The sequence below is a fragment of the Mycobacterium sp. NGS68 genome (genome assembly GCF_059812195.1).
This window is the reverse complement of sequence record NZ_JCALCE010000004.1, coordinates 194,848-221,700: the sequence shown is the minus strand read 5'-3', so window position 1 is coordinate 221,700 and position 26,853 is coordinate 194,848. Positions and strand designations below refer to the sequence as shown.

The window sequence follows — 26,853 nt, the reverse complement described above, 5'->3', positions numbered from 1 at the left end:
CCCGCCGAGCGCACCGGACTACGTAGTCAGCCGCGAGAATTACGTAGCGGCCTACTGTATTAACCGCCGCATCCCGGGGCACCGGGGCCGCGGGCAAGCCCGGCGGAATCCTGATCGGCAACGGCGGTGACGGCGGCAACGCCGGGGTCGGCCAGTACAAAGGCGCGGCGGGGGCAGGCGGGCTCGCCGGGCTGCTCGGCCTACCCGGAGCCACCGGGTTGCGTTAGCAGGCCGAGATCAGTTCCGCTCCAACAGCTCCAGCAGATAGCGGCCGTAGCCGGACTTGACCAGGCTGTGGGCGCGCCGGGACAGTTGCTCGTCGTCGATCCAGCCCATCCGCCACGCCACCTCCTCGGGGATGCTGACCTTCAGGCCCTGCCGTCGCTCCAGCGTGCGCACGTAGTCGCTGGCGTCCAGCAGCGAATCGAAGGTGCCGGTGTCCAGCCACGCCGTCCCGCGCGCGAGCACTTCGACGTTCAGCCGGCCCCGGTTGAGGTAGATCTGGTTGACCTCGGTGATCTCGTATTCGCCGCGCGCGGATTTGCTTAAGCCGCGGGCGATCTCGATCACGTCGTTGTCGTAGAAGTACAGGCCCGGCACCGCGTACTGGGACTTCGGGGTGGCCGGCTTCTCCTCCAGTGAGAGCGCGGTGCCGTCGGCGCTGAATTCGACGACGCCGTAGGCGGACGGGTTGGCCACCCAGTACGCGAAAATCGCTCCGCCGCGCACGGAGTGGAAACGGACCAGGCTGGTCCCCAGGCCCGGGCCGTAGAAAATGTTGTCCCCCAACACCAATGCCACCGAATCGGTGCCGATGTGGTTCGCGCCGATGACGAATGCCTGTGCCAGGCCTTCGGGTTCGTCCTGGCTGGCGTAGCTGATGTTGACGCCGAACTGCGTGCCGTCGCCCAGCAGCCGCTGAAACCCAGGCGCGTCGTGGACGGTGGTGATCACCAGGATGTCGCGGATGCCGGCCATCATCAGCGTGGACAGCGGGTAGTAGATCATCGGCTTGTCGTAGACCGGCAGCAGTTGCTTGCTGATCCCCATCGTGATCGGGTACAGCCGGGTTCCCGAGCCGCCGGCCAAGATGATTCCGCGCATGCTCAGTCGACCCGGTCGGCCTCGGTGAGTTCGGTGGCCGCCAGCGCCGCCGCCAGGTCCGCATGGCGGAACACCGCGGTGACGTGGTCGTGCACCACCCGAAACGCCGACGCCGCCGTCGTCTCGGCACCGGAAGCGTCGCTGATTTTCTGTTCGACGACCACCACGCCGTCATGCACGAACATCCGGCCCAGCTCCGCCGTGGTGTTCAGCGACGCGGCCCAGTCGCGCAGCGCCTGGTGGCCCTGCGCGGCCCCGTGCGCGTCGCCGATGTCGATGTCGTCGCTGGACAGGGCCACCAATGTGTCGAGGTCGGCGGCGTTTAGCGCGTCGTGCCAGGCCAGCACGGTGGCGATCTCCGATGTGGTCATGGTCGGTAAGTCTATAAAGGCGTGCGGTCCAGCCAGAGCTGCCAGACGGCGTCGTCGCCGAACAGCCCGATGCCCGTGTCTGCAACGAGAACGCGGCGCAGCAGCGCCAGCAGCAACTCTGTGGCGCCGCCGCGCAGGGCCACGGTGCCCTTGCCGTGCTCGTGCGCAAAGGTGATCGCGCCGTCGGCGACGCCGATGGTCCACTCGCCCGGCTCGGACAGCCCCGGATCGGTGGCGTGCAGGTGGATGGTGTCGCCGTCCTGCAGCGGCAGCTGCGCCCCGTCCCGCCCGCCCTGGATCGCCACGCGCTCAAGCCATTCGGTGATCCCGTCGGCGGCGATGTCGGCGTCGAGTGTGAAATCGCTGTCGACCGCGATGGCAGCGTCGGCGCGGTGCACGGCCACCTCGTGCAGCCGGCGCCGGATCCACCAGTTCGCCGGCCGGGGGCCGAGGAACGTCCACACCGGCGTTTGTGCGCCCGATAGTTCGACGGCCTCCACCAGGCGCTGCGCGCCGCCGTTCAACCAGGAGATCGCGTCGTCACGGTCCGGCGGCGGCTTGCCGCCCTCGACGCTGCGGAAATCGAGGAAGTCGTCGCGCTTTTCGGCGACGATCTGCGCCGCCCAGCGGTCCCCGCGCCCGACGTGCCGGAACAGTTGCTCCAGGCTCCAGCCCGGGCACGTCGGCACTGGCGTCGCCGGATCGGCGCCGCGAATCAGCTCACCGAATTCGCGGGTCTGCTCGATGTACGCCGACGCGAAGTCCACGCGGTCAGGCTACTCGCGACACGGTCGTGGCAGTCCACCTTCGCCGGGCCTGATGCCGACTTTTTTGTGACGCCTGGGACTCGCGGGCTAACACGGCGGCGCAGCAACGGTCTTCTCTGCGGCCGTCTGGGCCTGTCGACTTTCCACTTCGCTAGATCCAGCGAATGATGGGCTGATGGCGTCTGCTGCACAGTTCATCGTGACGTTCCGTGGCACGGAGGTGGGTCGTTACGAGACGGCCGACCGCGCAATGGCCGCGGCAAGGTCGGTAATCGACACCGAGTTGGCTTCCCGGTCCGGCTCGGGCGACCGCGAGCCCGGCGACCTGCCGCAAATCGAGTGGCAGCCGCCGCGGGTGGCGTTCCCATTCGACGCGCAGGGCTATTGGCGGCACCGCGCTCAGCCGCAACGGCAGGAACCGCAGCAGCCGCCCAAGCCGCCGGCACCGAAACCGACACCGATTGCCGCGCCGACCACCCAGATTTCGCTGCAGAATCTCGGCCTGTCCGGCGACGAGCCCGCGCCGACGCGACGCCAGGAAAGTTTCCAGCAGGCCGACCGGCCCGCGGCGCCCCCCAAACCTCCCGCTCCCCCGCAGCAGCCGACACCCCAAGCCCCAGCGCCCCAGGCACCGCAGGCACCGCAATATTCCGCGCCCCCACCCCCGCCCTCTCCCCCTCCGCAGGCGCCGAAATCCGCGCCGCCCCCGACTCTCATCGAGAGCTTGCCCAGGCCACAAGAGGGGTTCCAGGGCGGCTACCGGCCCCCGGCGGCTCAGTCATACGGCGGCCCGCCGCAGTGGCAACCCGCCCAACCGGCCCAGCCACCGGACGCGGCACTCCGGTACGACGCTTCCCCCGGGTACGACGCCCAACCCGGATACGACGCTCACCCCGGATACGACGCTCACCCCGGGTACGACGCTCACCCCGGATATGAAGCTCACCCCGGGTACGAGGCTGCCGCGTGGGACGCCGCATCCGCCGAACAGGCACCCGAGCCGAAACCCAAGAAGCGGCGATTGTTCGGCAAGAAGCGTGACGATGCCGAGTGAACCCGTGCGTCGACGCTGACGCGTAACGTCTTCACCCATGCGCACCCATGGGTGGGGCGGCGCCACGCCCGCGACCGACGAAGAGGCGGTCGACCGCATCCTCAACGCGGCAAGTGAGGCGATCGAGGAACGCGGCGCCGACATCCGCATCGCCGACGTGGCGCGCACCCTTGGCGTATCGCGACAGACCGTCTACAACTACTTCCCCGGAACCAGCGCGCTGCTCGAAGCCGCCGCCACCCGGTCCGGGGTGCGGTTCCTGCAGCGGCTCGCCGACCATCTGTCCAACCTGACCGACCCGGTCGAGGCCCTGGTGGAGAGCTTGGCGTTCACCCTCGAGTGGCTGCCCGACGACAGGCATGTCCAGCTGATGCTGATCCACGACTTCACCAAGGCGTCGACGGGGGTGACGTCGGAGATGGGTGTCAAGTTCGGGCACGGCCTGCTGGCGGGCCTGGACATCGATTGGGCGCAATACGGCCTCGACGACGCGGGCATCGACGACCTGGCCGAATACATGTTGCGGATCCTGCAATCGTTCATGATCGACCCTGGCCGGCCGCCGCGCACCGGCGACGTGCTGCGCTTTTATCTGCGCCGGTGGGTCGCGCCGGTGCTCAGTGCCGAGATCGCCAGCCCGCACCGCTGAGCGCGGTGGATCGACGTATTGGCTAGACTGTCTAGCCAAATGGAGGTGGATGCAATGCCGTTCGACACCGTGATTACCGACGGCCGTTGGTTCGACGGCACCGGAGGACCGTCGGCGGTCCGTCACATCGGCATTCGCGACGGGCGCGTCGCGGCCGTCAGCCCGTCGCCGCTGGACACCGAGGGCTGCCCCAATGTCATTGATGCCCAAGGCAAATGGGTGATCCCCGGCATCATCGACATCCACACCCACTACGACGCGGAGGTGCTGGCCGCGCCGTCGCTGTCGGAGTCGCTGCGGCACGGCGTCACCACGATCGTGATCGGTTCGTGCTCGCTGTCCACCGTGCACGTCGACGCGAACGACGCGGCCGACCTGTTCGGTCGCGTGGAGGCGATCCCGCACGAACACGTGGTCCGCATCGTCGGTGACCACAAGTCGTGGAACAACGCACGCGAGTACGCCGCAGCGCTCGAGGCCCTGCCGCTGGGCCCCAACGTCACCGCGTTCATCGGCCACTCCGACATGCGCACCGCGGTGATGGGCCTGGACCGGGCGACCCGCAAGGACGTGCGGCCGACGGCGGCCGAGCAGGCCCGCATGGAAGAAATGCTGGCCGAGGCGCTGGACGCCGGATTCCTCGGGATGTCCTCGCAGCAGCTGCTTTTCGACAAGATCGACGGCGACACCTGCCGGTCGCGCACCCTGCCGTCGACCTACGCGAAGGGCCGTGAGCTGCGTCGGCTCAAGGCGCTGCTGCGCCGGTCCGGGCGGGCTTTGCAATCCGGCCCCGACATCTCCCACCCGCAGAACATCGTGTCGCAGGCGTTCCAGTCGCTGGGGTTTCGGCGCCCGCGGCTGAAGACCAGCCTGCTGGCCGCGGCGGACATGAAGTCGTCACCCTTCGCCACGTGGTTGACGGGCACGCTGTCGACGGTGGTGAACCGCCTCGGCGGCGACTTCCGGTTCCAGCACCTGCCCGTGCCGTTCGAGGTGTACGCCGACGGCATCGACCTGGTGGTCTTCGAGGAGTTCGGCGCCGGGGCCGCCGCGCTGCACCTCAAGGACGAGCTGGAGCGCAACGAACTGCTGCGCGACGAGGAATACCGGCGGCAGTTCCGCAAGGACTACGACAGCAGGTACGCGCCGCGGGCCTGGCACCGCGACTTCTTCGACGCCGAGATCGTGTCCTGCCCCGACGAGTCGCTGGTGGGCAAGTCGTTTGGCCAGGTCGGCGTGGAGCGCGGCGGCCTGCATCCCGTCGACGCCTTCCTCGACCTGGTGCTGGAGTACGGACCTAAGATCCGCTGGCGCACAACGATTTCCAACCACCGCCCGGAGGTGCTGCGCAAGCTGGCCGTGCAGGACGGCCTGCAGATGGGCTTTTCCGACGCCGGCGCGCACCTGCGGAACATGGCGTTCTACAACTGCGGGCTGCGTCTGCTGCGGCATGTGCGCGACGCCCAGAACGCCGGCCAGCCGTTCATGTCGATCGAGCGGGCCGTGCACCGGCTGACCGGGGAGCTGGCGGACTGGTACGGCCTGGACGCCGGCCACCTGCGGGTCGGCGACTGGGCGGACCTGGTGGTGCTCGACCCGCAAAGCCTCGACGAGTCGCTGGACGCCTACCACGAGGCCGAAATCGCTGCCTACGGCGGACTTTCGCGCATGGTCAACCGCAACGACCAGACCGTCAACGCCGTGTTCGTTTCCGGCCGCGAGGTGTTCCGCGACGGCGAACCCACCGAGATCCTGGGCCGCGAGCGCACCGGGGGCTTCCTGCGCGCCGACGGCCGGCCGCGCAACGTGCCGCGGTCCGTGCCGGCCTGAGCGCTACACCGGGTTGATGTTGGAGATCAGCCACTTCTCGTCGACGCGCTGCATGTCCACCCGCAGCCGGGCGCCGTCGTAGATCCGTTGGCCACCTGCGTCGGTGACCGTTCGATTCAGGAAGACGAGCACCTTGGCGGACCCGCTGTCCAGCGCTTCCACCGCGGCTCCCACGACATTCGCCTGCACCGCCACCTGGCGCTTTCTGGCCTCCGGGATGACCTTGTCGGCGGCGTTCTTCTGGAATTCCGCGCGGTATTTGGGCGTCAGCAGCGGCTCGGCGTCGGCCATGCTTCGCTCGACGGTCTGGTAGTCGTAGCCGAAGATCTTGGGGATGTCGGCCTTCGCGACATCGAGCACGGCTGAGCGCTGCGCCGGGCCGTCCGCGACACCGACCGAGCGGCTCTTGGCGACCATCAGCCAGCCGCCGATGACCGCGCACGCGAGCGTGGCCAGGACCAGCACGACGACACACACCCACCAGAACGCACGCCGCATCAGTTGCCCCCGTCGGGGTACTTGAGGTCGGCGGCCTTGAACGCGCCGTCGGGCTGCTTTTCCACGATCACCCGCATCCGATACGGCTGCGACTCGCCGTTGACCTGCACCCGCGACGCGACCAGGACGGTGGCCTTGTCGCCGGCGAGGTCCTCGAGGCCGGCCGCATCGATCGTGCAGGCGCTGGTGGCGTGCGTGTTCCGGAAGAGGGCGACGAGATTGTCGGTGTTCTTCGTGAGCATCGCGTGCAGCGGCCCGACGGACATGTCCAACATCCGCTGCACGCTGCTGTCGACCGTATCCGGTGTGTAGGTGAACATCGCTGTCACGTACGACGTGGCCGCGTCGACGTACGGTTGCCACTGCTGCCGCGTGCTCGCCGGCCGGGGGTCCGCGCGGAGCACCTGCGTGGTGAGGAATCCCGCGGACGCGAGCAGCATGGCCACCAGCACGATCAGCACCGCCGCGCGAGCCCCGGTCCGCTTCGCCGGCGCGGCGCGCGGCGGCGTCGTCACCTCCCCGGCCAGCGCGCGGGCGAAATCCGAACAGCTGGCAAACCGGTCAGCGGGGTTCTTGGACAGCGCCTTCGACAGCGCGGGGTACAGCGCGGGCGGCGGTGTCGTCAGGTGGTTGCTGATGACGACCGCGGGATTCGAGTGCGGGAAGAGCTGAGACCCGGTCAGGAGTTGGTAGGCGGTGGCGGCCAGCGCGTATTGGTCGGCCCGTCCGTCGAGACCCTGGCCCAGCAGCTGCTCGGGTGCGGCGTAGGCGACGGTGCCGATGGTCATGTTCGTCGCGGTCAGGCTGACGTCGTCGACGTTGCGGGCAATCCCGAAGTCGGTCAACACGATTCGCTGTTCGCCCGCGCCGCCGCGGGTCACCATGATGTTGGCGGGTTTGACGTCGCGGTGCAGCAGGCCACGACTGTGGGCGTAGTCGAGGCCGCTCGCCACGGCCGTGACGATGCGGAGCGCGTCGTCGACGGGCATGCCGCCCGGATAGCTTTCGGTGAGCAGCCGCGCGGCGTCCACACCGTCGACGAAGTCCATCGAGATCCACAGCTGGCCGTCGGTCTCGCCCCGGTCATGCACGCCGACGATGTGCGGGTGCCACAGCGACGACGCCAGGTCGGCCTCGCGCCCGAACCGGGCCCGGTACTCGGCGTCGGTGGACCACTCCGCGGGCAGCACCTTGAGTGCATCCTGCCGGGGCAGCCGCGGATGCTGCGCGAGATAGACCTCGCCCATTCCCCCCGACCCCAGCGGGCGCACGATCGTGAACCCGGCGAACGTCGTGCCGTTAGACAGCGGCATGAGCTCGGATCGTACACACGGCGGGCCTGGCGGCTCACGCCCCGCCGAGGGCGTCGCGCACCCGCCCCCGAGCGCGGTCGAGCCGGGCGGCGGCCTCGGCCGCGTCGACACCGGCGAGCAGCGCGACGATCGCCGTCTTGGCGTGCCCGCCCGCGGCGGCCAGCGCCGTCGTCGCGGTTTCCTCGTCGACCCCGGCCGCATCGCGCACGATCCGCACCGCCCGCCGGCGCACCTTCGCGTTGGTGGTGCGCACGTCGACCATTCGCGGGCCGTACGCCTTGCCGAGCGCGATCATCACGCTGGTCGACAGCGCGTTGAGCACGATCTTCTGGGACGTCCCGGCGGTCAGGCGCGTCGAGCCGGCCAGTACCTCGGGCCCGGTCAGCAGCTCGATCACCACGTCGGCCGACGCCTCGCTACCGGGATTGTTGACGATCGCGACGGTCAGCGCGCCCACCGCACGCGCGTGCTCGAGCGCGCCGAGCACGTACGGCGTGCGGCCCGACGACGTGATCCCGACGAGTGCGTCGGCGGCGGTCAGGCCGGCCAGGTCGGCGGGATCGAACGCGTCCTCGGCGCCCTCGATGGCCTCGGTCAGCGCCGCCGGACCGCCGGCGATCACGCCGCGCACCAGCTCGGTGCCGAAGGTCGGCCCACATTCGGCGGCGTCCAGCACGCCGAGGCGTCCCGGCGTCCCGGCGCCGGCGTAGACCAGGCGCCCGCCGCGGTCCAACCGGTCGGCGATCGCCTCGGCCGCCGCCGTGATCCGCGGGACCGCCGCCGCCACCGCCGCGTGCGCCTCGCCCTCGGCCGCGACGAGCAGCGCGACGACCTCGCCGATGGGCCGGGTGTCGAGGTCGTCCAGGCCGGGCCGGACGGCCTCGGTGGTCAGGGCGTCGAGCCGGTGCGGTGCGCGCGTCGTGTGGGCGCGGATCACGTGCGGCTCGTGGATGGCGCCCAGGCGCAGCGCGCCGTCGAGCGCGTCGCCGGAGGCCGGGACGACGTCGAGCCGCGCGCGCAGCGCCGGCACCCCCGACAAGCCACCGACCAGCGCCACCGGGCCGTCGCCGACCGCGCGGGCGGTCGCGGCCAGGGCATCGGCGGCCGCGCGGACGATCGCGTCGGCCACCGCGTCGCCGCGCACGGCGAGGACCTCGGGCGCAAAGGTGGCTAAGGACGCCGCATCCGTGAACCGCGCCGGCCAGGTCCGCGGCGCGCCGAAGCGGACGCGCGCGGCGTCGAGCAGCGTGGTGGACGGGCCGCGTCCGTCGTGGGCGCGCAGCGCCGCCCGCAGCCCGGCCGCGCCGATCCACGCGCCGCCGCCCTCGTCGCCCAGCCACGGGCCCCAGCCGTCGGTCGTGCGCAGCGTGCCGTCCGCCCCGATCGCCAGCGCCACGACGCCGGTGCCGGCGATCAGCACCACGCCGGGCCGGCCGTCCAGCGCGCCCGCGTGCGCGATGACGGCGTCGCTGGTCACCGCGACGCGGTCAACCCGCAGCGCGGTGAGCAGCGCATCGCCCAGCGCCCGCGCCGCGTCGGGCGCCGCCAGCGCCCCGGCCGCGCCGACGACCACCTCGTCGACGGGTCCAAGCTCTCGAGCGACGGCCAGGATCGCCGCCTGCGCGGCCCGCACCCCGCCGGGAGCGGCGAGCCCCGGCGCGCCCGGTCCCTGCGCCCTGCGATCGCCGAGGGCGGCGCGGCAGGACGTCTTGCCGAGGTCGACGGCCAGGATCGCCATGAGCCGCATCCTACGAACCGCGCGGCCGGGACATTCGGCCCGCTACGAGCGGAGGTCGTGGCCGCAGTGCCTGCAAACTTTGGCTCTTTGGGTGAATTTCCCGCAGCCCGGGCATTTCTTGAATCCGCCGTCAGTCTTGTGGGTGACCCGTGGTGCTGTGGCCGCTGGAGTGGATTGGATCGGAGCAGCCTTGTCCGTCGGCTTGTCTGCTTCCTTCCTCATGGCGTACCAGACATAGAGGCCAAAAGCGATCAATACCAGGACAATCGCTGTTGCCGCGACAGAGTGTTCAGTAAAGAGCCAGTGAATAACGCCGATAGAACGCGCTAAAACCCGCACGATTTCCGCTCCAGGCGAACTTGCGTAATACGTCATAATCCCTCCGCCTTTCCGCGCTTGTCGATTGGCGCTCTGCTCCGCAAGTTAGTCCATTATTGGCCCCGGGAGCCGTCCGGCGAAGGGCCGATGATCCAGACCTCACGAGCACGCCGATCAGCAGCCAGGTCGTGAGCGCGGCCGGGAGTCCAGACGAAAGAAGCCTCGGCTACGGCCGTCGCGTGCCCAGCCGGAACACCCGCCAGCCGGCACGCTGCCAACGGTCGACGTCCAGGCAGTTGCGGCCGTCCACCACCACACGGGCCCGCACCCGCTCGGTGAGGTCGTCGGGGTCGAGGTCGACGAACTCCTGCCATTCGGTGAGCACCAGGACCGCGTCCGCGCCCTCACACGCTTCGGACACCGACACCGCGTAATTCAGCGTCGGAAACACGCGGCGGGCGTTTTCCAGAGCCTTCGGGTCGTACACGTTGACCGCGGCCCCGTTGAGCTGCAGCTGGCCCGCGACGTTGAGCGCCGGCGAGTCGCGCACGTCGTCGGATTCGGGCTTGAACGCGGCGCCCAGCACGGCGATGTTGGCGCCCAACAGCGCGCCGCCGCACGCGGTGGTGGCCAGTTCGACCATCTTGGTGCGCCGGCGCATGTTGATGCTGTCCACCTCGCGCAGGAACGTCAGGGCCTGGTTGGCGCCGAGCTCCCCGGCGCGGGCCATGAACGCGCGGATGTCCTTGGGCAGGCAGCCGCCGCCGAAACCCAAACCCGCGTTGAGGCATTGGCGTCCGATGCGCGGGTCGTAGCCGAGCGCGTCGGCCAGCGCGGTGACGTCGGCACCCGCCGCCTCGCACACCTCGGAGACGGCGTTGATGAACGAAATCTTGGTCGCCAGAAAAGCATTGGCCGAAACCTTGACCAGCTCGGCCGTCTGCAGATCGGTCACCAACAACGGCACCCCCGCCGCCAGCAGCGGCGCGTACAGCTCGCGCACCACCGCCTCGGCGCGGGCCGAATCATCCTGCACGCCAAGCACAATGCGGTCCGGCTTCAGGGTGTCGCGCACCGCGTACCCTTCCCGCAGAAACTCCGGATTCCAGGCGATTTCGACGTCCACTCCCGGCGGCGTCAGAGCCGCGGCGCGGACACCGAGTTCGGCCGCGGTGCCCACCGGGACAGTCGATTTGCCGACCAGCACCGCGGGCCGGGTCAACCGCGGCACCAGGGCGTCGATGACGGCGTGCACGTGGCGCAGGTCGGCGCCGTATTCGCCCTTCTTCTGCGGCGTGCCGACTCCGAGGAAGTGCACGTCGGCGAAGTCGGCCGCCATGTCGTAGTCGGTGGTGAAGTGCAGGCGACCGGCAGCGAGGTTGTCGGCCAACATTTTTCGCAACCCGGGCTCGTAGAACGGGATGTCACCGCCGGCGAGCTTGGCTACCTTACCCGGGTCGATATCCACTCCGACGACCTCGTGCCCCAGTTCCGCCATCCCGACGGCGTGGGTGGCACCCAGATAGCCGGTTCCAAAGACGGTGCATCGCATACCACCGTGTGTAGGTCGCCGCAATGAGCGAACTGCATCGCGCCGCTGAGCGCCAGGCAAACTGCAAGTGACAGCTGTCCGCTGACCCTACGACGATGTGCCGAGTGTGGCGCTTATGTATGCCCGCCCTTCACTTTTCGTCCATATCCGACGCGCTCGGCGGGCGAGCGGCCAGGGCTACAGGCCGGGGATGCCCGGAAATCCGAACCCGCCGCGGCCGCCACCGTGGCCGCCGTGGCCTCCTCCGCCGCCACCCGGGCCGCCGGGGAAACCGCCGCCACCGGGGAAGCCGCCGCCACCGCGGCCGGGCCCGCCGCGGGGCCCCTCGGGGAACCCGCCGCGACCAGGCCCCTGCGGGGTGATGATCGGCACGGGTATCGGCACCGGAATGGCCGCCGGCGGTGGCGGCGCGGCGGGCGCGGGTGCCTGCGGCACCGGGACGGGCACCGGCGCGGGCGCCTGCGGGACGGGGACGGGGGCCGGAGCGGGCGCCTGCGGCACCGGCACGGGGGCCTGCTGCGGCACCGGCGCGGGGGCTTGCTGCGGCCCGGGCGCCGGGGCCTGCGGCTCCGGAGCCGGCGCCTGGGGTGCCGGTGCGGGAGCCTCCGGGGCCCGCTGCGTGGGCGCCTCGACGACGTTGCGCCCGGGATCGGGCCGCGTGCCAGCGGTGGGGCGGATCGCGACCGCCAGCGAAACCACCAGCGCCGTCACCCCGATGATGAAGATCGCTGCCACCGCGCTGGCGACCATCGCGAAGGACCTGCGCTGCGGGGCATCCACGGTGTCCGAGGCGGAGCCGGCCAGGACGGTCTGCTCGCCGGTGTACGGGGCGTGCGCGCCGGTGAACGCGTCGTCGGGGACGGCGCTGTAGGCCAGCGCGAGCCCGCCCGTGCCGGGGGCGGCGGGAACGTCGAAGTACGCAGCGTCGGCGACGAACGGGTTCACGACACCGGTGCCGGGGTCCTGCGCGTATGCCTGCGCCGCGGTGGACGATGCGAACAGCGGAGCGTTCGCCGACGCCAACGCCGCCCCGCGGGCCAGCGCGGTCTCCGGCTCCTCGGGCGCCGACACCGGCAGCGTGGTCGCGGCGTCCAGCGCCGGCTTGATCAGCGGGATGTCGATGCCCGAGCCGACGACGAAGACGCCGTCGGGCCGCGCCGTCAGGTCCTCGGCCTGCGCGACCAGGGTGGCCAGCTCGGCCACCGCTGCGTCGTCGTCCATGGGCAGCTCGTGCCGGTGGATATCGGCGATGGACCCGTCAGCGGTGTCGACGACGGCCAGCGTCGCGGCTTCGGGCTCAATGAACAGCAGCGCCGTGTGCGCGTAGTTGGTTTCGTTGCCCACCGCGTGGGCGAGCGCGGCGGCGGCGAGAAACGCCGACACCAGCATCACGTTCTCGATCTTGTGGGCAGCCAGCGCGTCGCGTAGGGCGGCGGCCTCGATCGGATCGGTCCAGGTCACTCCCGTCGCCGCCAGGTGATACCCACCCTCGGCCGCGCCCTCGCGGGTGCCCAGGATCGCCGAAATCACCTGACCCGCGGCATCGACGGGCGCCTCGTCGGCGACCGCAATATTCTCTTGGTCGACGGTGACGCCATCGCCATTTTCGCCTTCGACCAGCACCATCCGGACTGCCGTCGGCGCCATCGACACACCCAATACGGTGTCCAAAGCTCCCCCAATAGTCTTCCGATAGCCGGGTGACAAGACCCTGAGCGGCTCTCTTTACGTCTATTAGTTCCCCGTATGGCCCGAGTTTACCCGTCAGGGGATGAGGATGCCGTGTCCGAAGTGATGGTGCCGTTCCCTGGGACGCTCCGGAGGCACCCGCTCGGGCGGGGTTTCGACGGGCGGCTGCGGGACCACCGACGGCGGTACCGACGCCGGGACCTGCGAAGGCTGCATGACCGGCGGCGGGGGCTGCACGATCGACGCGGGCGGCGGCGCCGCGGGCTTCGGCGGATTCACGGCCGACGCCGCGGTCGCCGGGCCGACGACGTTCTTGCTGATACTGGGCCGTTCCTCGGCGTGCGGACGGATATCGAGCGCCAGCGCGACGGCCAGGGCCACCACGCCGCCGACGAAGATCGCGACCGCGCTCACCGCCGCCAGCAGGGGCTTCCGGCTGTGCCGTGCGCGCCGGCCGACGACGGGTTCCGGCATCGGCTCGGCGTAGGCATCGGCTTCGGCGCTGTAGGCGAGTTCGGTGGCCGGGGCGTCCTCGGCGCGGGCCATCGTGACCGTGGACGGTGCACCCAGTGACGCGTTCGCTGAGGCCAGGGCTGCGCCGCGGGCCAATGCCGTCTCCGGCTCGGCGGGCGCTGTCACCGCAAGCGAGGTCGACGCGTCCAGCGCGGGCTTGACCGCCGGGATGTCCAGGGCGTCCGGGCCGGAGCCCATCAGGAACACGCTCTCCGGAGCGGCCGCCATCGCTTCGACGCCGGAGACCATCGCCGTGAGCTCTGCCAGCGCCGCGCCGGGGTCGTCGGGCAGGTGCTGCCGCCGCACGTCGGCGACCGAGCCGTCGGCGCTGTCGACCACGGCGAGAGTCGCGGTGCTCGGCTCGACGAATAGCAGCGCGGTGCGCGCGCAGCTGGTCGCGCAACCGACCGCTTGCGTCAGCGCGGCCGCGGCCGCGAAGGCCGAGACAAGCATCACGTTCTCGACCTTGCGGGCTGCCAGCGCGTCGCGCAGGGCGTCGGCCTCGACGGGATCGGTCCAGGCGACCCCGCTGGTCTGCAGCTGGTAACCGCTCTCGGCGGCGCTTTCGCGGGTGCCCAGGATCGCCGAAATCACCTGGTCCGCGGCGGTTTTGGTGGCCCGATGAGGGGCGACGTCGAAGTTGTCCTGGTCGACCGTGACCCCGCCGGCCCCTTCCCCCTCGAGGAGCACCATGCCGACGGCACGGGGTGCCATCGACACGCCGAGCACGACGTCCATCGGTCCTCCAGGTTTGCCCACGGGTTAGCGCCGCACAGCATAGCTCGCGAAAGGCCCGACTACCGGCGACCGAAGCCGCCGAATGGGCCACCAAAACCGCCGCGGCCGCCGCCGAACGGACCGAGGAAGCCCCCGCGCCCGCCGCCGAAGCCCGGTATCGGCGCACGGGCCCGAGGCGGCCCACCCAGGCCGGGCAGGGGTCCGCGTTGCAGCGGCCCCTGCCCACCCCCCAGCCTGGGCAGCAGGCCTCGCTCGCGAGGTATCTGCGGCTCCGGCACGATGTTGCGTGGCTGCGCCAGCGGGGCCCGCGGCACCAGACGAGGCGCGGGGGCGGCCGCCCGCGGCACCAGCGGAACGAACACCACCGGTGGCGGGGCCGCGGGCACTGGGACCGGCGGCGGCGCAGCGGGCGGCGGCGCCACCCGCGGCACCAGGGGTCGTGGTGCCGCGACGGGCGTGGGCAGCCTGACTTCGGGCTTCGGCACGATCACCTGCGCCGGCGCGGGCGGGGTGGGGACGATCACGTTTTCGTTTGGGCTGGGCCGCAGCGCGACCGTGGGGCGGATGTTGATGGCCAACGCGATCTCCAGCGCCACCACCGCGGCGGTGGCGACCATCGCCAGCGAACTGCCGATCAGCAACAGCGGGCTGCGGCGCGCAGCGTCGTCCTCCGAAGCCGCCGAAGCCTCGTCGTCGACGGCGCTGTAGGCGACGTAGTCGATGCCGGCGTGTTCGTCGGCGGCCAGGTACGGCGGGGATTCGGGCGCATCGGCGCCGCTATCCAGCGCGTAGGCCCGCGCCGCGGTGGACGCCGCGAACAACGGCGCGTTCGCCGAGGCCAGCGCCGCACCCTGGGCCAGCGCCAGCTCCGGCTCCTCGGCCACCGACAGGGCTAGCGATGTCGCGGCCTCGAGCGCCGGTTTGATCAGCGGGATGTCCACTCCGGAGCCGACGACGAACACGCCTTGCGGGTGCGTCGGCAGCCACTCGGTGCGAGCGACCATCTCGACGAGGTTGGCCACCGCCTCGTCGTCGCTCTCGGGCAGCAGCGTGCGGTGGACGTCGACGATCGACCCGTCGGCGGTGTTCACCACCGCCAAAGTTGCGCTGTACGGCTCGACGAACAGCAGCGCGGTGCGGGCGTAGTCGGTCGCGTTGCCCACCGCCTGCGCCAGGGCCGCCGCGGCCATGAACGCCGACACCAGCATCACGTTCTCGATCTTGCGGGCGGCCAGGGCGTCGCGCAGCGCGGCCGCGTCGACCGGATCCGTCCATGTCACGCCGCTGGCCAGCAGCTGATAGCCGCCCTCGACGGCGCTTTCCTGGGTGCCCAGAATCGCCGAGAGGACCTGAGCGGGCGCGTCGGCGGTGACGTCGAAGTCGTCCTGGTCGACGGTCAGGCCGTCGGCGTTCTCGCCTTCGACCAGCACCATGCGGACCTTCGTTGGCGCCATCGAGACGCCAAGCACCATGTCCACCGCTCGAACTCCTCCGAAGACCTACCTGTGGCCGCCACCGCCGCCGCCACCGCCACCGCCGCCGCTGTGGCCGCCACCACCGAAGCCGCCGCCGCCGAAGCCGCCACCGCCGAATCCGCCGCCACCGAAGGGCATGCGGGGCGCCGGGGCCGGAGCCGGCGCGGCGATCGGGCCGCGCGGGAAGCCGCCGCCGCCGGGGAAGCCACCTCCGCCGGGGAAGCCACCTCCGCCGAACGGGCCGCTGGGCACCGGAGCCGGGGCCGGGGCTGGGATCGGGGCCGGCATCGGCGCGCGCGGGAAACCGCCGCCACCGGGGAACCCACCGCCACCAAACGGACCGCTGGGTATCGGGGCGGGAGGCGGCGCCTGGATCGGCCCGCCGCCACCGGGACCACCGGGCCAGCCTCCCGACCTCGGTGGGCTCCCCAGCCCCGGCGGGGCCTGCCCGAAGGGCGGCTGCGGGCCCTGGCCGCCGGCCTGCGGCGGCCAGCCCGGAACCTGGCCGCGCGGCGGCGACTGCGGCGACTGCACCGGCGGACGAGCCTGCACGGGCGGTGCCACGCGCGGCGGGACGATCAGGGGCAGCAGCGGCGGAGCCGCCACGATCGGCACGGGCACCACCACCGGCGGTGCCGGTGCCGGAGCGGCCGGCGCGGGGATCGGCGCGGCCGGGACGGGCACCGGGGCGGGAGCCAACGCGGGCGCCTGGGGCGCGGGAACCGCAGGAGCCGCCGGCACGATCGCCGGACTCGCGGGCTTGGGCGTGGCCACCGGCGCCGGGGCCGGCAGCTGGATCTTCGGCTGCGCCTGCGGCACCTCGGCCGGTGGCGGCGCCTGCTGGGTCGGGACGATCAGGTTCTGGCCCGGGCTGGGCTCCACGGCAACCGAATCCCGACGGATGCTGACCGCCGCCACGATCTCCACCGCCACCACCGACGCGATGGCCACGGCCGCAATCCCGGTGCCCATCAGCACCATCGGCCTGCGGATGAACGACCTGTCGCGCCAACTTCCGACCGGCTCGAACACGTCGGTCGGGGCATCGTATTCCAGGTCCGCGTCGTCCGGCACGGCGCTGTAGGCGCGGCCGTCGTCGCCGTCGGCGACGTCGGGGAACCTGAGGTGATCCGGCAGGGCCGTCGGGTCCACGGCACCGGTGCCGGGGTCCAGCGAGTAGGCCAGCGCGGCCGTCGACGACACAAACAGCGGAGCATTCGCCGACGCGAGTGCCGCCCCGCGGGCCAGTGCCGTTTCCGGCTCCTCCGGCATGCTCACGTCCAGCGACGTGGCCGCCTCCAAATGCGGTTTGAGCGGCGCGATGTCGACGCCGGACCCCAGCACGAACACGCCGTCCACCGACGATCCGAGCTTCTCCAGGCCGACGACCATGTTGACCAGTTCGGCGGTGGCGATCCGGTCCGACGTCCAGTCCAGCCACTGCTTGCGCACGCCGGCGATGGAGCCGTCGTCCGTCGCGACCACGGCCAGCGTGGCGCTCTCGGGCTCCACGAAGAGCACCGCGGTGCTCGCGTAACCCATTGCGCCGCCGACGGATTGGGTCAGCGCGGCGGCGGACAGGAACGCCGAGACCAGCATGACGTTTTCGACCTTGCGGGCGGCCAGCGCGTCGCGCAGGGCGTGCGCCTCGAGCTGATCGGTCCAGGTCACCCCGATGGAGGACAGCCGCAGGCCGGCGTCAAGCGCACCCTCACGGGTACCGAGGATGGCGGCGATCGCCTGAGCGGAAGCGCTGGTGGTCGGGTCACCGTCGGCAGCGACCGCGATGTGGTCCTCGTCAACGGTCGCGCCGTCCGCGTTTTCGCCTTCTACCAGCACCATCTCGATCGACGCCGGTGCCATCGACATCCCGAGCACGATATCCAAGACAACCCCTCCAAAGGTTCTATCGGCCGTTGTCAGCGCGGAGGAGAAAAGCACCGACATGTCCATGATCGCGCAGAGTGACTGTGCGGGCACCCCGGCGAAGCTATGTAGATCTTATGAAGTTCTGATAAGACCGCGACGGCGTCGGCCCCCGCTGGCCCTGGTACTTCGACCCGACACTCGAACTGCCATAAGGGTGTTCGGACGGGCTGGTCAGCCGCAGAATGCAGAGCTGACCGATCTTCATGCCCGGCCACAGGGTGATCGGCAAGTTGGCGACGTTGGACAACTCCAGCGTGATGTGACCGCTGAAGCCCGGGTCGATGAAGCCCGCGGTGGAGTGGGTCAGCAGGCCCAGTCGGCCCAGCGAAGATTTGCCCTCCAGCCGTCCGGCGAGGTCGTCGGGCAGGCTGAACAGCTCCAGCGTCGATCCGAGCACGAACTCGCCGGGATGCAGCACGAACGGTTCACCGTTGAGGGGCTCGACGAGGCTGGTCAGCTCGTCCTGCTGCTTGGCGGGGTCGATGTGGGTGTAGCGGGTGTTGTTGAAAACCCGGAACATGCGGTCGAGGCGCACGTCGATGCTGGAGGGCTGCACCAGGGTGTCGTCGAACGGGTCGATGCCGACCCGCCCGGAGGAAATTTCGGCCCTGAGGTCACGATCCGAGAGCAGCACCGCACGAGCCTATCGCTCGGCGGCCGGCGGGCGTCAGCGCAAGTAGACCTCGTGGCCGGTCGGGTAGCCGCCGCCGGTCGTGGTGACGTGGACGTGGTCATAGTGGCCGAGGCGACTCGGCTGGGAGCCGCCCGGCGTGTAGTAGACGCCGCGCCAGATCGCGTCCTGCATTCCGAATCGGCTCGCGTTCGCCAGCACGTACGCGACGACCTCGTTGCCCAGTTCGATGCCGGCCTCCGAGCTGGGGTTGGGAATCATCACGTCGATCGCCAACCCGTTGGGGTGCCACGGCAAGGAGTCCGGCCGGCATCCGCCAATCTCGTGGATCTCGGGAAACTTTTCGCTGATAGCGCGCGCGGCCAAGATGGTTCTTACTTGAAGGCCGTGTTCCGATGCGACTCCCGCGGGCAGGAATCGCGATCCCACTCGCAATCGCGATGCCGCCGCCGGCTCGCCCTCGGTATCGCCCGCGCCTGGTGTGTTGGCGACCTTCGGCAAAGGCGCTGGCACGCCCACGACCTGCGCACAACAGGGTGCTTCGGTGGCGGCAGCAACGGGCTTGGCGGGGCGGTCGGCTGGGGCGAATCCGACGGCCGCGGCTGTGACAACGGATACCGCGGCGGGCGCGAGAGCCATGGCCATGACCACCCTGGGACTGCGCGGAATGCGATGATTCCGTCGCTTGCCAGGTAATACGTGCCTGCCCACGGAAAGCACGATACGAGATAACTGCCAGATCACGAAATGATAAACATGCGAATCTTATAATGAATGGCTTTTTCTTAGAGTTGGGCACGTGTCTAACCAGAGTGCTTAATCCGTGCCTCGAGCATCGCAAGGTCTGCACGCCGGCGCGAGGGTGGATGCTAGCCTTCTCTGGCAACCGCGCCGATGTAGTTCAATGGCAGAACATCAGCTTCCCAAGCTGAATACGCGGGTTCGATTCCCGTCATCGGCTCCACGATTACCGCTGTTAGGCGCCTTATCTAGCCGTACTGATTATTCACAAATGCTAACGACTTGGCCGTGGTTTGACCGTGGCCGTGCGAAACACCTGCCGCTGTAGCAACCCCTGTGCATCTCGCCTCGACGGGCGTCATCGGAACCACCGGCATGCGAGGTCGTGGCCGGTTATGCTCCCAGTGCTTTGCCACGAACCACGCGAAGGGTTCCCCGTGTTCAACGCCTCAGCCTGCGCACAGCGACTCGCAGCTCTAATTACTATCGCCGTCGCTGTCGCAACGGTCGTTGCATGTGGCGGCACCAAGAGCCGGGTCACGGCTGAGTCAGTTTTTCAGAAGTGCCGCCCACCTGCGTCGTCATACATAATTTTGAAACTGTCGTCTGACAAGAAGGCGATTGACTACGACTTCGGCTTCCGCGAGGAACAGGAAGCCGTCTACAAGTGCCTGCTGAAAGAGTCTGGCGCACCGTCCAGTGTCGATTACCGCGTCGGGCATACGAGCCAAGCTAACGGCACTCAGACCGCCAAGTGGGACGGCTGGGAGATGTATTGGACCTTCGACGGTTCCTCTGAATCGACCTCAATGCACTTGACCGAGGCGTAGGCCTTGGTGGCTCTCGCCTTTAGCCGCGACGACGTATCGGCACGACGTTCGACGCAGCCGGGCGGCTCATCGCGCCCAGAGCGGCCATCGCGTCGGCGTGGTCGTCGTCAAACAGGTGCGTATATATAGCCAGCGTTGTAGTGACCTTGGCGTGGCCCATAAACCGGGACAGCTCCAACGGCGGGATACCGGCAGCCACGCACAAGCTCGCGTAGGTGTGCCGGAGCGCATGGAATTTCAGGCCGGGCGGCAGCACCGGACCCTCACCGCCACCCGCCAGCCGGTTAGCGCGGGCCACAGCGGGCCGGAACACGGCCTTATAGAGCGTTTGGTGACGCAACATCGCCGACCAGTCCAACACCAGTCTCTCGGCTGCCTCGTCGGCTGACAGCGCCGCCAGGGCATCAGTAGCGGTCGGCGTGATCCGGTTGCCCTTTTCATCGGTAGCCCGCTTGCCGGTCGGCTTAGACGCCACGAGCGCCACCGCGCAGAACAGCGGAGCGCTCGGCTCGTCGGCGCGCGGATGAACTGCCAGGTAGTCGCGCAATAGCTCGGTCGTGGCCGTTGTCAGGGGCACCTTGCGGCGGCTGCCCTTGGTCTTGGTCGTGTCGTAGGTCAGCGCGCCGTCCACCGTGATCACCGTGCGTTCGACGTGCAGCACACCCGGCTTGGCGGGTGCGTTCGGGTTGATCGGCGCAGGCGGCAACACCACATCACCGACCTGTAGCCCGGCCAGCTCAGCAGCTCGCAGGCCCGACCACGCCGCCAGGTGCACCATCACGTTGCACGGCCACGGTGCCGCATCCACCAGCGCACCGACCTGAGCGACGGTCAAAAACATATCGGGGTCGTCAACCACGCCCGGCGTACCACCGGCTGCGCTGCGCTCACTAGGCAGCTTCACATGGTCAGCCGGGTTGACCATGATCCGGCCATCCGCGATAGCTTGTGAAAGCACTTGGCGTACAACGAAATAATGGTGTCGAATCGTTGAGGGCGATTTGCCGGCCTTATCGAGTGCGCCGACCCACCCAGCGATGTCGGCGCGCGTGATCTCATTGACCGGGCGTGCTGCGAACGTCGCGGCAACCGACAGGTCCGCAGTGGAGTTGCCTTCGGTGTCGCGGATGGTATTCGTCTTGGGCTTGAGCAGGTTCGCGTACTCGGCGCGGGTGCGCGGCTTGAGATCGTGGCGACTGGCTAGCCATTGCGCCGCCACAACGCCGAATGTTTCCCGGCCACGCTCGCGCAGGCTGGCCGGTGACTGCCCTTGCGCCAGTAGCGTTTGGACGAGGCTCAGCCTGTCTTCGGCCAGCTCGCGGGTATCGAACGTCTCGCGGTACTCGCAGCCGTTTTCATGCCACACGGCCTGATAGCGCTTCACCGGTTTGCCGTTGACGCGGCGTGCTGATTCGCGGACTCGAATATGCATTAGGAACCCCCCTCGGTTTCAGCGAGTCCCAGCAGTCGCGCGGCCACCTTGTCGAGTTCGAACGCGGTCATCTGTTCCTCGCGCAGCGCACCAGCGGGCGCATCGCCAGTGAACCAATACAACGACGGCGGGGTTTGCTTAGCGTACGAACGCGCTTGCTCAACTGTGAACAGCCACACCAAGTCTCGCGAGATATCGACGCACGCGAGCCACTCGTATTTGAGAGACACTGGTACAGGCCAAGTCAGATGCAACTTGCCCTTACCGCCCGCCGGTACGGGTTGCCGTTGCGCCTTGACTTGGACCGTCATTGCCTCACTAGAGCCGGGCACGTACATCACGAGGTCGATACCGGAATCGGTGGTCAATCGCGCACTGTCGATCCCATATTTGAGCAGTTGATACTGCACCCACAACTCACCGGCCGCGCCGATATGCTGCGTTGTTATCGCCGCCGGTTTGGTCATTTCGCCTCTCCCTCTTTGGCTTCTCGAATCGCCCGGTACACCGTGTCTCGACCCACGCCAAACGTCTTGGCTATCTCGGGTACCGACTCACCGGCAACGTGCAGCTTGAGTACCTGAGCCACCTTGGCCGCAGACAGTGCGCGGGGTCGGCCTATCGGCTGGTTGCGCGCCCGTCGTGCGTCACGTGCAGCAGCTCGGCGCTCGCGGCCAAGCTCTAGCTCAAGCTCACCTAAGCTCGCCAGGATTCCCGCGACAGCGCGGCCTATTGCTGTCGAGCTGTCGATACCTTCGCGTAGCGATTGCAGCACGATGCCGCGTTCGGCCAGCTCCCGAATTGTGGTCATGACTTCGGCGGCGTCGCGGCCAAGCCGGTCGATACCCACGACCACGATCACATCACCTGGCCGGGCGTAGTCCAGTAGTGCGCTCATTCCTGGCCGCTGAGAGCGCCGTAGCGTGCCCGATAGCTTGTCGGAATAGACTCGGGCCGGATCGACGCCAGCGCCCGTCAGAGCGTCAGTTTGGGCGTCGAGCGATTGGCTGGTGGTGCTCACCCTGGCATAGCCGATGAGCTGGCCCGTTGCGGTGGCCGTGGTCATGGCCCAACTGTAGCAGAATTGTCGCCATTTGTTCTTTTGCGAATACCTTTTTGCTTCACCTTTTGCGACTTCACGACATGGCGATTCGCCATCGTTCTACGCCAGTTGGGAACCTGTCGCAATTGTTTACTTCTGCGACCTAGCCACGCTTCGGCCTGGTGGCAAGGCGCGCTGTTCATGTCTCGCACTCGCGGCCGCACGCCGTACCTGAGCCGCAGCGGACACCGCCGTCTCCACGCTCATCAGGCCATCGGGTGCCGGTGTCTGCCCTGGCCTGAAGATGTGCCCTCCCGGCCCTGGGTCGAACTCTGGCGGGTTTTCTTCGTTGTTCGGGGTCATGGGTTGGCCGTAGCCGTAAAAAAATCCCTCACCATCCGAACAAAGCTCAGCGTCGATAGGCTCGCCGTCACTGGCAGACAACTCGCCCTGATGATCCGCTACGGGAGGTAGTTCTCCGGTAGCGCCAGTGCGGTAAGCCTCACGCGAACCACCGGATATGTTTTGAAAGATAGATACGTAAGCCGGTGTTGTTACTTCTATTTCACCTTTGACGGTGACACCGCCGCGATCTAGAGCGTCTTTGATCGCCGCGAGCTTTACCGAATCTGAAACGTCGTCGTCGGTCGCCATGTTCAAAAGCGCGCGCGCCAGGCGATCCGCCGCGTTAGCAAGACGGACGCGCGCGGCATTTCGAACGTGCTTGGCAGCGCCACCATGAAACTTGCAGACCGTCCCACCGAGGATGGCGGCATTCTTGCAGCGTTGGCCGTTCTTCTTATGTCCGGCGCACTGCCTATGCGGTACGGGCGACTTCGACCAGTCGCGGCCTTCGATAGGTTGTCGCTCCGATGGCTTAGTCATCATGATCTCTCCTATATCTGTTAATTGAAATTGAACCCACCGATGGAACTATGCTTTACCGCCCTAGGCGACAACCTAGGAGCTAAGGGTTCCTACCGCACATGTCTATATTCTCTAGTAGCTTCTAGTGATATCTAGTGTCGTCTAGGGAGTGCTAGAGACCACTAGAGGACATTAGTGAATAGCGGTAGACCCCGCTGACTTCTAGACTGGTCACTAGCTTTTCGGCGGCGCTCCAATCGGCTGCTCGTAATCATGTCCCGCTACTTGGCTTCATCTTGAATACCGTTGGCGGTAGTTCCCATGTCCAATGTTCTATCTTTCCCTTTTCATAAACAGATTTCTTAAGTATTGATAGCTGTTTCGCAGCTAGTTTGACGGTCGCCGTTGAGCATCCGACTAACTTCATCACTTCGGCAACTACTTCGTTCATCTTCATTGGCCCACCGGCCAATAACTCTTTAATCGCGTCTTCTGCGTCTTCGCGTGCGGGCGCCGATTTACGCGCATCTCCAATTTTTGCGGAATCGGCACCGACGAGCTGGTCAGCACTAATTCGTACTTGGCCGCACCATTTGATAACCGAGACCCCTAACTCATCATCTTCGGGTTTTGGCAATCCAGCGATGTTCGGCGCGTCTTCGATCCGATAACCCATTGACTCGGGCGACTTGGAAAGATTCCCGATGGCTCGCGCGAGGGCGAAGGTTGCGCCGTTGCCTTGATCTTCGGCGAGCTTTCCGGCTGATAAAACCGACCTTACTAACGCACTGTAAGCCACCGATCCACCACCGCGATTTTTGGCGCTCATTCCCTCTGCCTTGTTAAAATGACGGATCAGGACCATCGCGGAATCTGTGTCGCGCGCCAGTTCAACCAGGCACATCAATATCCGCCGAATAGATGAATCGACGCCGTGCCTTGTATCTTCTGGCAGGCATGCTGTGATCGGGTCGATTATGATTAGTTTGGCGTCTGCTTCAAGTACGGCCTTGTGCAACCAGTCAATATCATCAGGAATCGTAAATGGTTTTGCATTACCATCATCATCGACAGGGCGATTGAGCGCATGAACCCGCTTCAAGTCGGCACCGGCTGCAATAAGACGCGGCACGACCGTGTCGCTATTTGAATCTTCAATGCCGACGAGCACCACGCCCGCCGGATCATGTTGCGAGACCAGTGTTTTTCCGTCGATTACGGTGGCCGGCCAACGCGACCCTTTGGAAACGATAGAAGCCCACGCCAGCGTCACCGTTGACTTGCCGACGTCGGACTCACCTTCGAGGATCGAAACCTTGCCCAGGGGCAACCACGCTTTCCATAGCCAACTGACCGTCGCTGGTGTCACATCTGCTAGGCACACTGTCGCGCGGCGTTGCTCCGAATCAGCACAGCTGTTCGCGGCTGCTGTTTCATCGTCGGCCTTTTTGTTGATTTTTTCGGTGCGCAGGCGCGACACCAAATTTTTGATATCACCGTAATCGCGGCTGTCTTGGCCATAGTTGCGGCTAGCCTCGTTCAAAATTTCATTCGGGCTGCGGCTCAGTGCGTAACCAACGCCGTTGGCGACCATGCGCTCAAACTCGTGATCGTCCAATTTTTCAGTTTCGCCGCGCAGCTCGTAACTATTCGCCATGGCCGCACGGATTTTCTTCACAGCGTCGGCGAACGGGTAAAAGCCACTACGAGCCTCACCCGCCGCGATGCGCAGGGCGTCGCGGGTGAGGTTGCGGGTGCCGGTGCGGGCCTGGCGGATGGTGCTGAGCTGACCGATCAGGGCCTTCGGGCGACTCTTGCCGCGCCAGTCGGCCAGCGCATCGTCCACCAGGGCGGCGGGTGCCTCAAAGGTCGCTGACCACCCACCCGCCTTGGCGGTGCCCAGCGGACGCAGGTAGGCCCGTGCCGTGTCGGGCAGCTCGGGAGTCTCGCGGGTATCCACCCAGCGGTAGTGCCCGCCGTCGTCGGCTTTCGCGTGCAACGACGGTTCGGCAATGATGACGGTATTGCCAGACCGGATTTCGCCAAGTTTAGTGGTGCCGTCTGCAAGCTTGAATTCACCCGATACGAAAATGTCGCAGGTTGTAAACACATAGTGGCCGCGTGCGCCACGACCACCGCGAGAAGACTGAAAAAGGCCCGAACCCAGCCAGTCAATCTCATCAGGTATAAGGTCGACGTCAAGATCGAAAACTACGAGATCCGACTTGCCTGTATGAATTGCTATTCCGGCGTGGGGATGGCGCTCCCAATAGTCTTCAACTTCATCGCGGTCACACGTCGATAGATCGGGCCATCCTTTACCGACAATACTGCCGGGATGCTTACCGTTTTTGACCGGCAGAACGTAGAGTCCGGCAGCTGCATAAGCTAAAGCCGCGTCTAGGGGACTCAGACCGGCGATATCGGGAATGTGCGGCAGTCCGGCCTGCCGCTTGTCGGGATCATCCGCTATGGTTGTCACTAGATCGCCGTCACCTTCGATCTGCTTTAGGCCCGCCCGGTATCCAGCATGGCCGGGCGGGTTTCTTTACACTTCACCAAATCCATCAGTATATGGTTTGGCGATTTTGCAATCTTGGGAATTGATCTGATGTTGCTTTTTGAAACGTTGCCAGCAGTCGGAACAAAATCTCGCAAAGACCACCGTATTTCCATTCGCATAAGGTACCAACAGCGACAAGTTCACGTCATCACTAAAATAGTCTAGGTTTTGTAACTGGTAGCGCATCGAGTCTATGCAGTGACCGTTGCCATTCAGGTCAAGGTCGCACCAGATGTCGTTTTTCAAATTTTCGGCGACTGAATCGAAAGTTCTACTGCCTCGAATAAAGAACCGTCGACCGGGTCTGCTAGTGGCGATCACGACCGGGCATGCGTCGCGCCCACCGACGTACCAGCTTGGCAAACGTTGCGGATCGGAAAAAAAATTATGATCGGCCGTCAGCGCTTTTGCGGGAATCTGACGCAACCTTGATTCGCCTCCGAATAACAGATGAACTGCCATCAGACCCGGCGCGATTATTTCGTAATATTGTTCAACCCAACTTTCGGCGGCGTGCTGCGCGCCTTCAAACTGATCCGCCAGCGCCCTCGTACTTGTCGCGAAATCAACCATGTCCTTATCGTCAGGATCAACCGGCAAAGTATGGCCGATCAAACTTCGCGTAACGGCAGCTCGTCGCTCGGTATTCACTATAGCGTTGACTCTTCGGTTGGCGATGACCGCCCGGTGGGGATCTAGTTTCTGCTGTGACGCGAGCTGATAGATTCGAGCATCGTCGTACATTTATAGATTCCTTTCATCTTGTCAGTATGAACTACGCGGATCTGATTTGGCGGTTACGGCGCTGTGCACGCCTAGTGCTTAAAACGATGAAGTCGTAGAGATCTCTTTGAGAAAAATGAACTACATGTCCGATGACGTGGCTAGCGAGCTTTTTTGAGTTTGTTGCTCTGCGGAGATAATGTTCAGTTACATCGATGCCAAATAATTCTTTAATAGCGTCCACGGCGCCAGAGATTTTCTTGATGTTTGGAATACTTGAATACTTGTCTCTATCGGTTTTTTCTTCGTCGGCTAGTTCGATAATTTGGGCGCACTCGGGCACCCGAGGATCAGGTGACATCGGGGGTAGTCCTTTCAAGGTTACTGCTAATTGCGGCGCGTAGACCGCGAATGCCTGCTTACCCACCAATCATGCGCACAAACGACGGCGCAGGGCAACCTCATTACCAAGGGCGTCCGCCGATC

General features: G+C 67.0%; 25 protein-coding genes, 1 tRNA gene and 1 pseudogene. 5 read left to right on the top strand and 22 right to left on the bottom strand.

Annotated elements, in window-relative coordinates:
- Positions 1-237: 237 nt before the first annotated feature.
- The 3 genes from rfbA to AC5Y5V_RS07395 are packed head-to-tail and all read right to left on the bottom strand — an operon-like array spanning position 238 to position 2,242.
- Positions 238-1,104, bottom strand: a complete 867-nt coding sequence (gene rfbA / locus AC5Y5V_RS07405; protein WP_499932316.1) for a glucose-1-phosphate thymidylyltransferase RfbA — start codon at positions 1,102-1,104, stop codon at positions 238-240.
- A 2-nt stretch (positions 1,105-1,106) separates the two neighbouring features.
- Positions 1,107-1,475 (bottom strand): nuclear transport factor 2 family protein, encoded by a 369-nt coding sequence (locus tag AC5Y5V_RS07400; RefSeq protein ID WP_499932314.1) that lies wholly within the window; start codon positions 1,473-1,475, stop codon positions 1,107-1,109.
- An 11-nt stretch (positions 1,476-1,486) separates the two neighbouring features.
- Positions 1,487-2,242 (bottom strand): maleylpyruvate isomerase family mycothiol-dependent enzyme, encoded by a 756-nt coding sequence (locus AC5Y5V_RS07395; RefSeq protein WP_499932312.1) that lies wholly within the window; start codon positions 2,240-2,242, stop codon positions 1,487-1,489.
- A gap of 175 nt (positions 2,243-2,417) precedes the next feature.
- Here AC5Y5V_RS07395 and AC5Y5V_RS07390 point away from each other — a divergent pair, with 175 nt between their 5' ends.
- From AC5Y5V_RS07390 to AC5Y5V_RS07380, 3 genes are read left to right on the top strand one after another with little or no spacing between them, the layout of a single operon-like run.
- A complete protein-coding gene (locus AC5Y5V_RS07390) occupies positions 2,418-3,296 on the top strand; it encodes a hypothetical protein (RefSeq protein ID WP_499932310.1) in 879 nt (292 codons plus the stop codon).
- A 37-nt stretch (positions 3,297-3,333) separates the two neighbouring features.
- A complete protein-coding gene (locus AC5Y5V_RS07385; protein ID WP_499932308.1) occupies positions 3,334-3,945 on the top strand; it encodes a TetR/AcrR family transcriptional regulator in 612 nt (203 codons plus the stop codon).
- A 54-nt stretch (positions 3,946-3,999) separates the two neighbouring features.
- Positions 4,000-5,775, top strand: a complete 1,776-nt coding sequence (locus AC5Y5V_RS07380; RefSeq protein ID WP_499932306.1) for an N-acyl-D-amino-acid deacylase family protein — start codon at positions 4,000-4,002, stop codon at positions 5,773-5,775.
- 3 nt (positions 5,776-5,778) lie between these two features.
- Here the strand turns inward: AC5Y5V_RS07380 and AC5Y5V_RS07375 are convergent, their stop codons facing one another.
- The 12 genes and pseudogenes from AC5Y5V_RS07375 to AC5Y5V_RS07320 all read right to left on the bottom strand — a co-directional run bounded on the left by AC5Y5V_RS07375 (position 5,779) and on the right by AC5Y5V_RS07320 (position 18,880).
- Positions 5,779-6,273 carry an Rv1363c family protein gene (locus AC5Y5V_RS07375; protein ID WP_499932305.1) on the bottom strand — a complete coding sequence of 165 codons (495 nt, stop codon included), beginning with the start codon at positions 6,271-6,273 and terminating at the stop codon, positions 5,779-5,781.
- Positions 6,273-7,586 carry a serine/threonine-protein kinase gene (locus tag AC5Y5V_RS07370; RefSeq protein ID WP_499932303.1) on the bottom strand — a complete coding sequence of 438 codons (1,314 nt, stop codon included), beginning with the start codon at positions 7,584-7,586 and terminating at the stop codon, positions 6,273-6,275. The genes AC5Y5V_RS07375 and AC5Y5V_RS07370 overlap by 1 nt, the downstream gene beginning before the upstream one ends.
- Positions 7,587-7,620: 34 nt before the next feature.
- Positions 7,621-8,520, bottom strand: a complete 900-nt coding sequence (gene murQ / locus AC5Y5V_RS07365) for an N-acetylmuramic acid 6-phosphate etherase (protein WP_499932493.1) — start codon at positions 8,518-8,520, stop codon at positions 7,621-7,623.
- Positions 8,521-8,625: 105 nt separating this feature from the next.
- A pseudogene (locus AC5Y5V_RS07360) lies at positions 8,626-9,324 on the bottom strand (BadF/BadG/BcrA/BcrD ATPase family protein); the annotation flags it as partial.
- Positions 9,325-9,366: 42 nt separating this feature from the next.
- Positions 9,367-9,699 carry a zinc ribbon domain-containing protein gene (locus AC5Y5V_RS07355; protein WP_499932302.1) on the bottom strand — a complete coding sequence of 111 codons (333 nt, stop codon included), beginning with the start codon at positions 9,697-9,699 and terminating at the stop codon, positions 9,367-9,369.
- Between the two features lie 169 nt (positions 9,700-9,868).
- Entirely contained in the window at positions 9,869-11,194 is a 1,326-nt protein-coding gene (locus AC5Y5V_RS07350) for a UDP-glucose dehydrogenase family protein (protein ID WP_499932301.1), read from the bottom strand.
- A gap of 177 nt (positions 11,195-11,371) precedes the next feature.
- A complete protein-coding gene (locus AC5Y5V_RS07345; RefSeq protein ID WP_499932299.1) occupies positions 11,372-12,865 on the bottom strand; it encodes a DUF7159 family protein in 1,494 nt (497 codons plus the stop codon).
- Between the two features lie 93 nt (positions 12,866-12,958).
- Complete coding sequence (locus AC5Y5V_RS07340; RefSeq protein ID WP_499932297.1) at positions 12,959-14,134, bottom strand: DUF7159 family protein; 1,176 nt, start codon at positions 14,132-14,134, stop codon at positions 12,959-12,961.
- Positions 14,135-14,193: 59 nt separating this feature from the next.
- Positions 14,194-15,606: a DUF7159 family protein gene (locus AC5Y5V_RS07335; RefSeq protein ID WP_499932491.1), complete on the bottom strand. Its 1,413-nt coding sequence runs from the start codon at positions 15,604-15,606 to the stop codon at positions 14,194-14,196.
- Between the two features lie 27 nt (positions 15,607-15,633).
- Complete coding sequence (locus tag AC5Y5V_RS07330) at positions 15,634-17,478, bottom strand: DUF7159 family protein (RefSeq protein ID WP_499932295.1); 1,845 nt, start codon at positions 17,476-17,478, stop codon at positions 15,634-15,636.
- A 121-nt stretch (positions 17,479-17,599) separates the two neighbouring features.
- On the bottom strand, positions 17,600-18,172 hold the full coding sequence (gene dcd, locus AC5Y5V_RS07325) for a dCTP deaminase (RefSeq protein ID WP_499932293.1): 573 nt from the start codon (positions 18,170-18,172) through the stop codon (positions 17,600-17,602).
- 33 nt (positions 18,173-18,205) lie between these two features.
- A complete protein-coding gene (locus tag AC5Y5V_RS07320) occupies positions 18,206-18,880 on the bottom strand; it encodes a VldE C-terminal domain-containing protein (protein ID WP_499932489.1) in 675 nt (224 codons plus the stop codon).
- A 179-nt stretch (positions 18,881-19,059) separates the two neighbouring features.
- Between AC5Y5V_RS07320 and AC5Y5V_RS07315 the strand changes: the two genes are divergently transcribed.
- Together AC5Y5V_RS07315 and AC5Y5V_RS07310 are read left to right on the top strand one after the other, a co-directional pair.
- A tRNA-Gly gene (locus AC5Y5V_RS07315) sits at positions 19,060-19,133 on the top strand.
- A 214-nt stretch (positions 19,134-19,347) separates the two neighbouring features.
- Positions 19,348-19,740, top strand: a complete 393-nt coding sequence (locus tag AC5Y5V_RS07310; RefSeq protein ID WP_499932291.1) for a hypothetical protein — start codon at positions 19,348-19,350, stop codon at positions 19,738-19,740.
- Between the two features lie 19 nt (positions 19,741-19,759).
- On the opposite strand, the gene AC5Y5V_RS07305 is transcribed toward AC5Y5V_RS07310, so the two are convergent.
- The 7 genes from AC5Y5V_RS07305 to AC5Y5V_RS07275 form a co-directional block, all read right to left on the bottom strand.
- Positions 19,760-21,172 carry a tyrosine-type recombinase/integrase gene (locus AC5Y5V_RS07305; RefSeq protein WP_499932289.1) on the bottom strand — a complete coding sequence of 471 codons (1,413 nt, stop codon included), beginning with the start codon at positions 21,170-21,172 and terminating at the stop codon, positions 19,760-19,762.
- The gene (locus AC5Y5V_RS07300; protein WP_499932288.1) at positions 21,172-21,639 is read right to left on the bottom strand and encodes a hypothetical protein; all 468 of its coding nucleotides are present in this window, start codon (positions 21,637-21,639) and stop codon (positions 21,172-21,174) included. The genes AC5Y5V_RS07305 and AC5Y5V_RS07300 overlap by 1 nt, the downstream gene beginning before the upstream one ends.
- Positions 21,636-22,238: a recombinase family protein gene (locus AC5Y5V_RS07295; RefSeq protein ID WP_499932286.1), complete on the bottom strand. Its 603-nt coding sequence runs from the start codon at positions 22,236-22,238 to the stop codon at positions 21,636-21,638. The genes AC5Y5V_RS07300 and AC5Y5V_RS07295 overlap by 4 nt, the downstream gene beginning before the upstream one ends.
- A gap of 126 nt (positions 22,239-22,364) precedes the next feature.
- On the bottom strand, positions 22,365-23,102 hold the full coding sequence (locus AC5Y5V_RS07290; protein WP_499932284.1) for a hypothetical protein: 738 nt from the start codon (positions 23,100-23,102) through the stop codon (positions 22,365-22,367).
- A gap of 250 nt (positions 23,103-23,352) precedes the next feature.
- Complete coding sequence (locus AC5Y5V_RS07285) at positions 23,353-25,563, bottom strand: AAA family ATPase (protein WP_499932282.1); 2,211 nt, start codon at positions 25,561-25,563, stop codon at positions 23,353-23,355.
- A 66-nt stretch (positions 25,564-25,629) separates the two neighbouring features.
- Positions 25,630-26,388 (bottom strand): hypothetical protein, encoded by a 759-nt coding sequence (locus AC5Y5V_RS07280; protein WP_499932280.1) that lies wholly within the window; start codon positions 26,386-26,388, stop codon positions 25,630-25,632.
- A 31-nt stretch (positions 26,389-26,419) separates the two neighbouring features.
- On the bottom strand, positions 26,420-26,794 hold the full coding sequence (locus AC5Y5V_RS07275; protein WP_499932278.1) for a hypothetical protein: 375 nt from the start codon (positions 26,792-26,794) through the stop codon (positions 26,420-26,422).
- Between the last annotated feature and the right edge of the window lie 59 nt (positions 26,795-26,853).

Excerpts from the sequence above, each read along its gene's own strand:
- AC5Y5V_RS07375 (WP_499932305.1), bottom strand. The coding sequence starts at position 6,273 with ATGCGGCGTGCGTTCTGGTGGGTGTGTGTCGTCGTGCTGGTCCTGGCC.
- AC5Y5V_RS07400 (WP_499932314.1), bottom strand. The coding sequence starts at position 1,475 with ATGACCACATCGGAGATCGCCACCGTGCTGGCCTGGCACGACGCGCTA.
- AC5Y5V_RS07385 (WP_499932308.1), top strand. The coding sequence starts at position 3,334 with ATGCGCACCCATGGGTGGGGCGGCGCCACGCCCGCGACCGACGAAGAG.
- AC5Y5V_RS07370 (WP_499932303.1), bottom strand. The coding sequence starts at position 7,586 with ATGCCGCTGTCTAACGGCACGACGTTCGCCGGGTTCACGATCGTGCGC.
- AC5Y5V_RS07340 (WP_499932297.1), bottom strand. The coding sequence starts at position 14,134 with ATGGACGTCGTGCTCGGCGTGTCGATGGCACCCCGTGCCGTCGGCATG.
- AC5Y5V_RS07335 (WP_499932491.1), bottom strand. The coding sequence starts at position 15,606 with ATGGTGCTTGGCGTCTCGATGGCGCCAACGAAGGTCCGCATGGTGCTG.
- rfbA (WP_499932316.1), bottom strand. The coding sequence starts at position 1,104 with ATGCGCGGAATCATCTTGGCCGGCGGCTCGGGAACCCGGCTGTACCCG.
- AC5Y5V_RS07290 (WP_499932284.1), bottom strand. The coding sequence starts at position 23,102 with ATGATGACTAAGCCATCGGAGCGACAACCTATCGAAGGCCGCGACTGG.
- AC5Y5V_RS07380 (WP_499932306.1), top strand. The coding sequence starts at position 4,000 with ATGCCGTTCGACACCGTGATTACCGACGGCCGTTGGTTCGACGGCACC.
- AC5Y5V_RS07280 (WP_499932280.1), bottom strand. The coding sequence starts at position 26,388 with ATGTACGACGATGCTCGAATCTATCAGCTCGCGTCACAGCAGAAACTA.
- AC5Y5V_RS07355 (WP_499932302.1), bottom strand. The coding sequence starts at position 9,699 with ATGACGTATTACGCAAGTTCGCCTGGAGCGGAAATCGTGCGGGTTTTA.
- AC5Y5V_RS07350 (WP_499932301.1), bottom strand. The coding sequence starts at position 11,194 with ATGCGATGCACCGTCTTTGGAACCGGCTATCTGGGTGCCACCCACGCC.
- AC5Y5V_RS07305 (WP_499932289.1), bottom strand. The coding sequence starts at position 21,172 with ATGCATATTCGAGTCCGCGAATCAGCACGCCGCGTCAACGGCAAACCG.
- AC5Y5V_RS07330 (WP_499932295.1), bottom strand. The coding sequence starts at position 17,478 with ATGTCGATGGCACCGGCGTCGATCGAGATGGTGCTGGTAGAAGGCGAA.
- AC5Y5V_RS07390 (WP_499932310.1), top strand. The coding sequence starts at position 2,418 with ATGGCGTCTGCTGCACAGTTCATCGTGACGTTCCGTGGCACGGAGGTG.
- AC5Y5V_RS07300 (WP_499932288.1), bottom strand. The coding sequence starts at position 21,639 with ATGACCAAACCGGCGGCGATAACAACGCAGCATATCGGCGCGGCCGGT.
- AC5Y5V_RS07295 (WP_499932286.1), bottom strand. The coding sequence starts at position 22,238 with ATGACCACGGCCACCGCAACGGGCCAGCTCATCGGCTATGCCAGGGTG.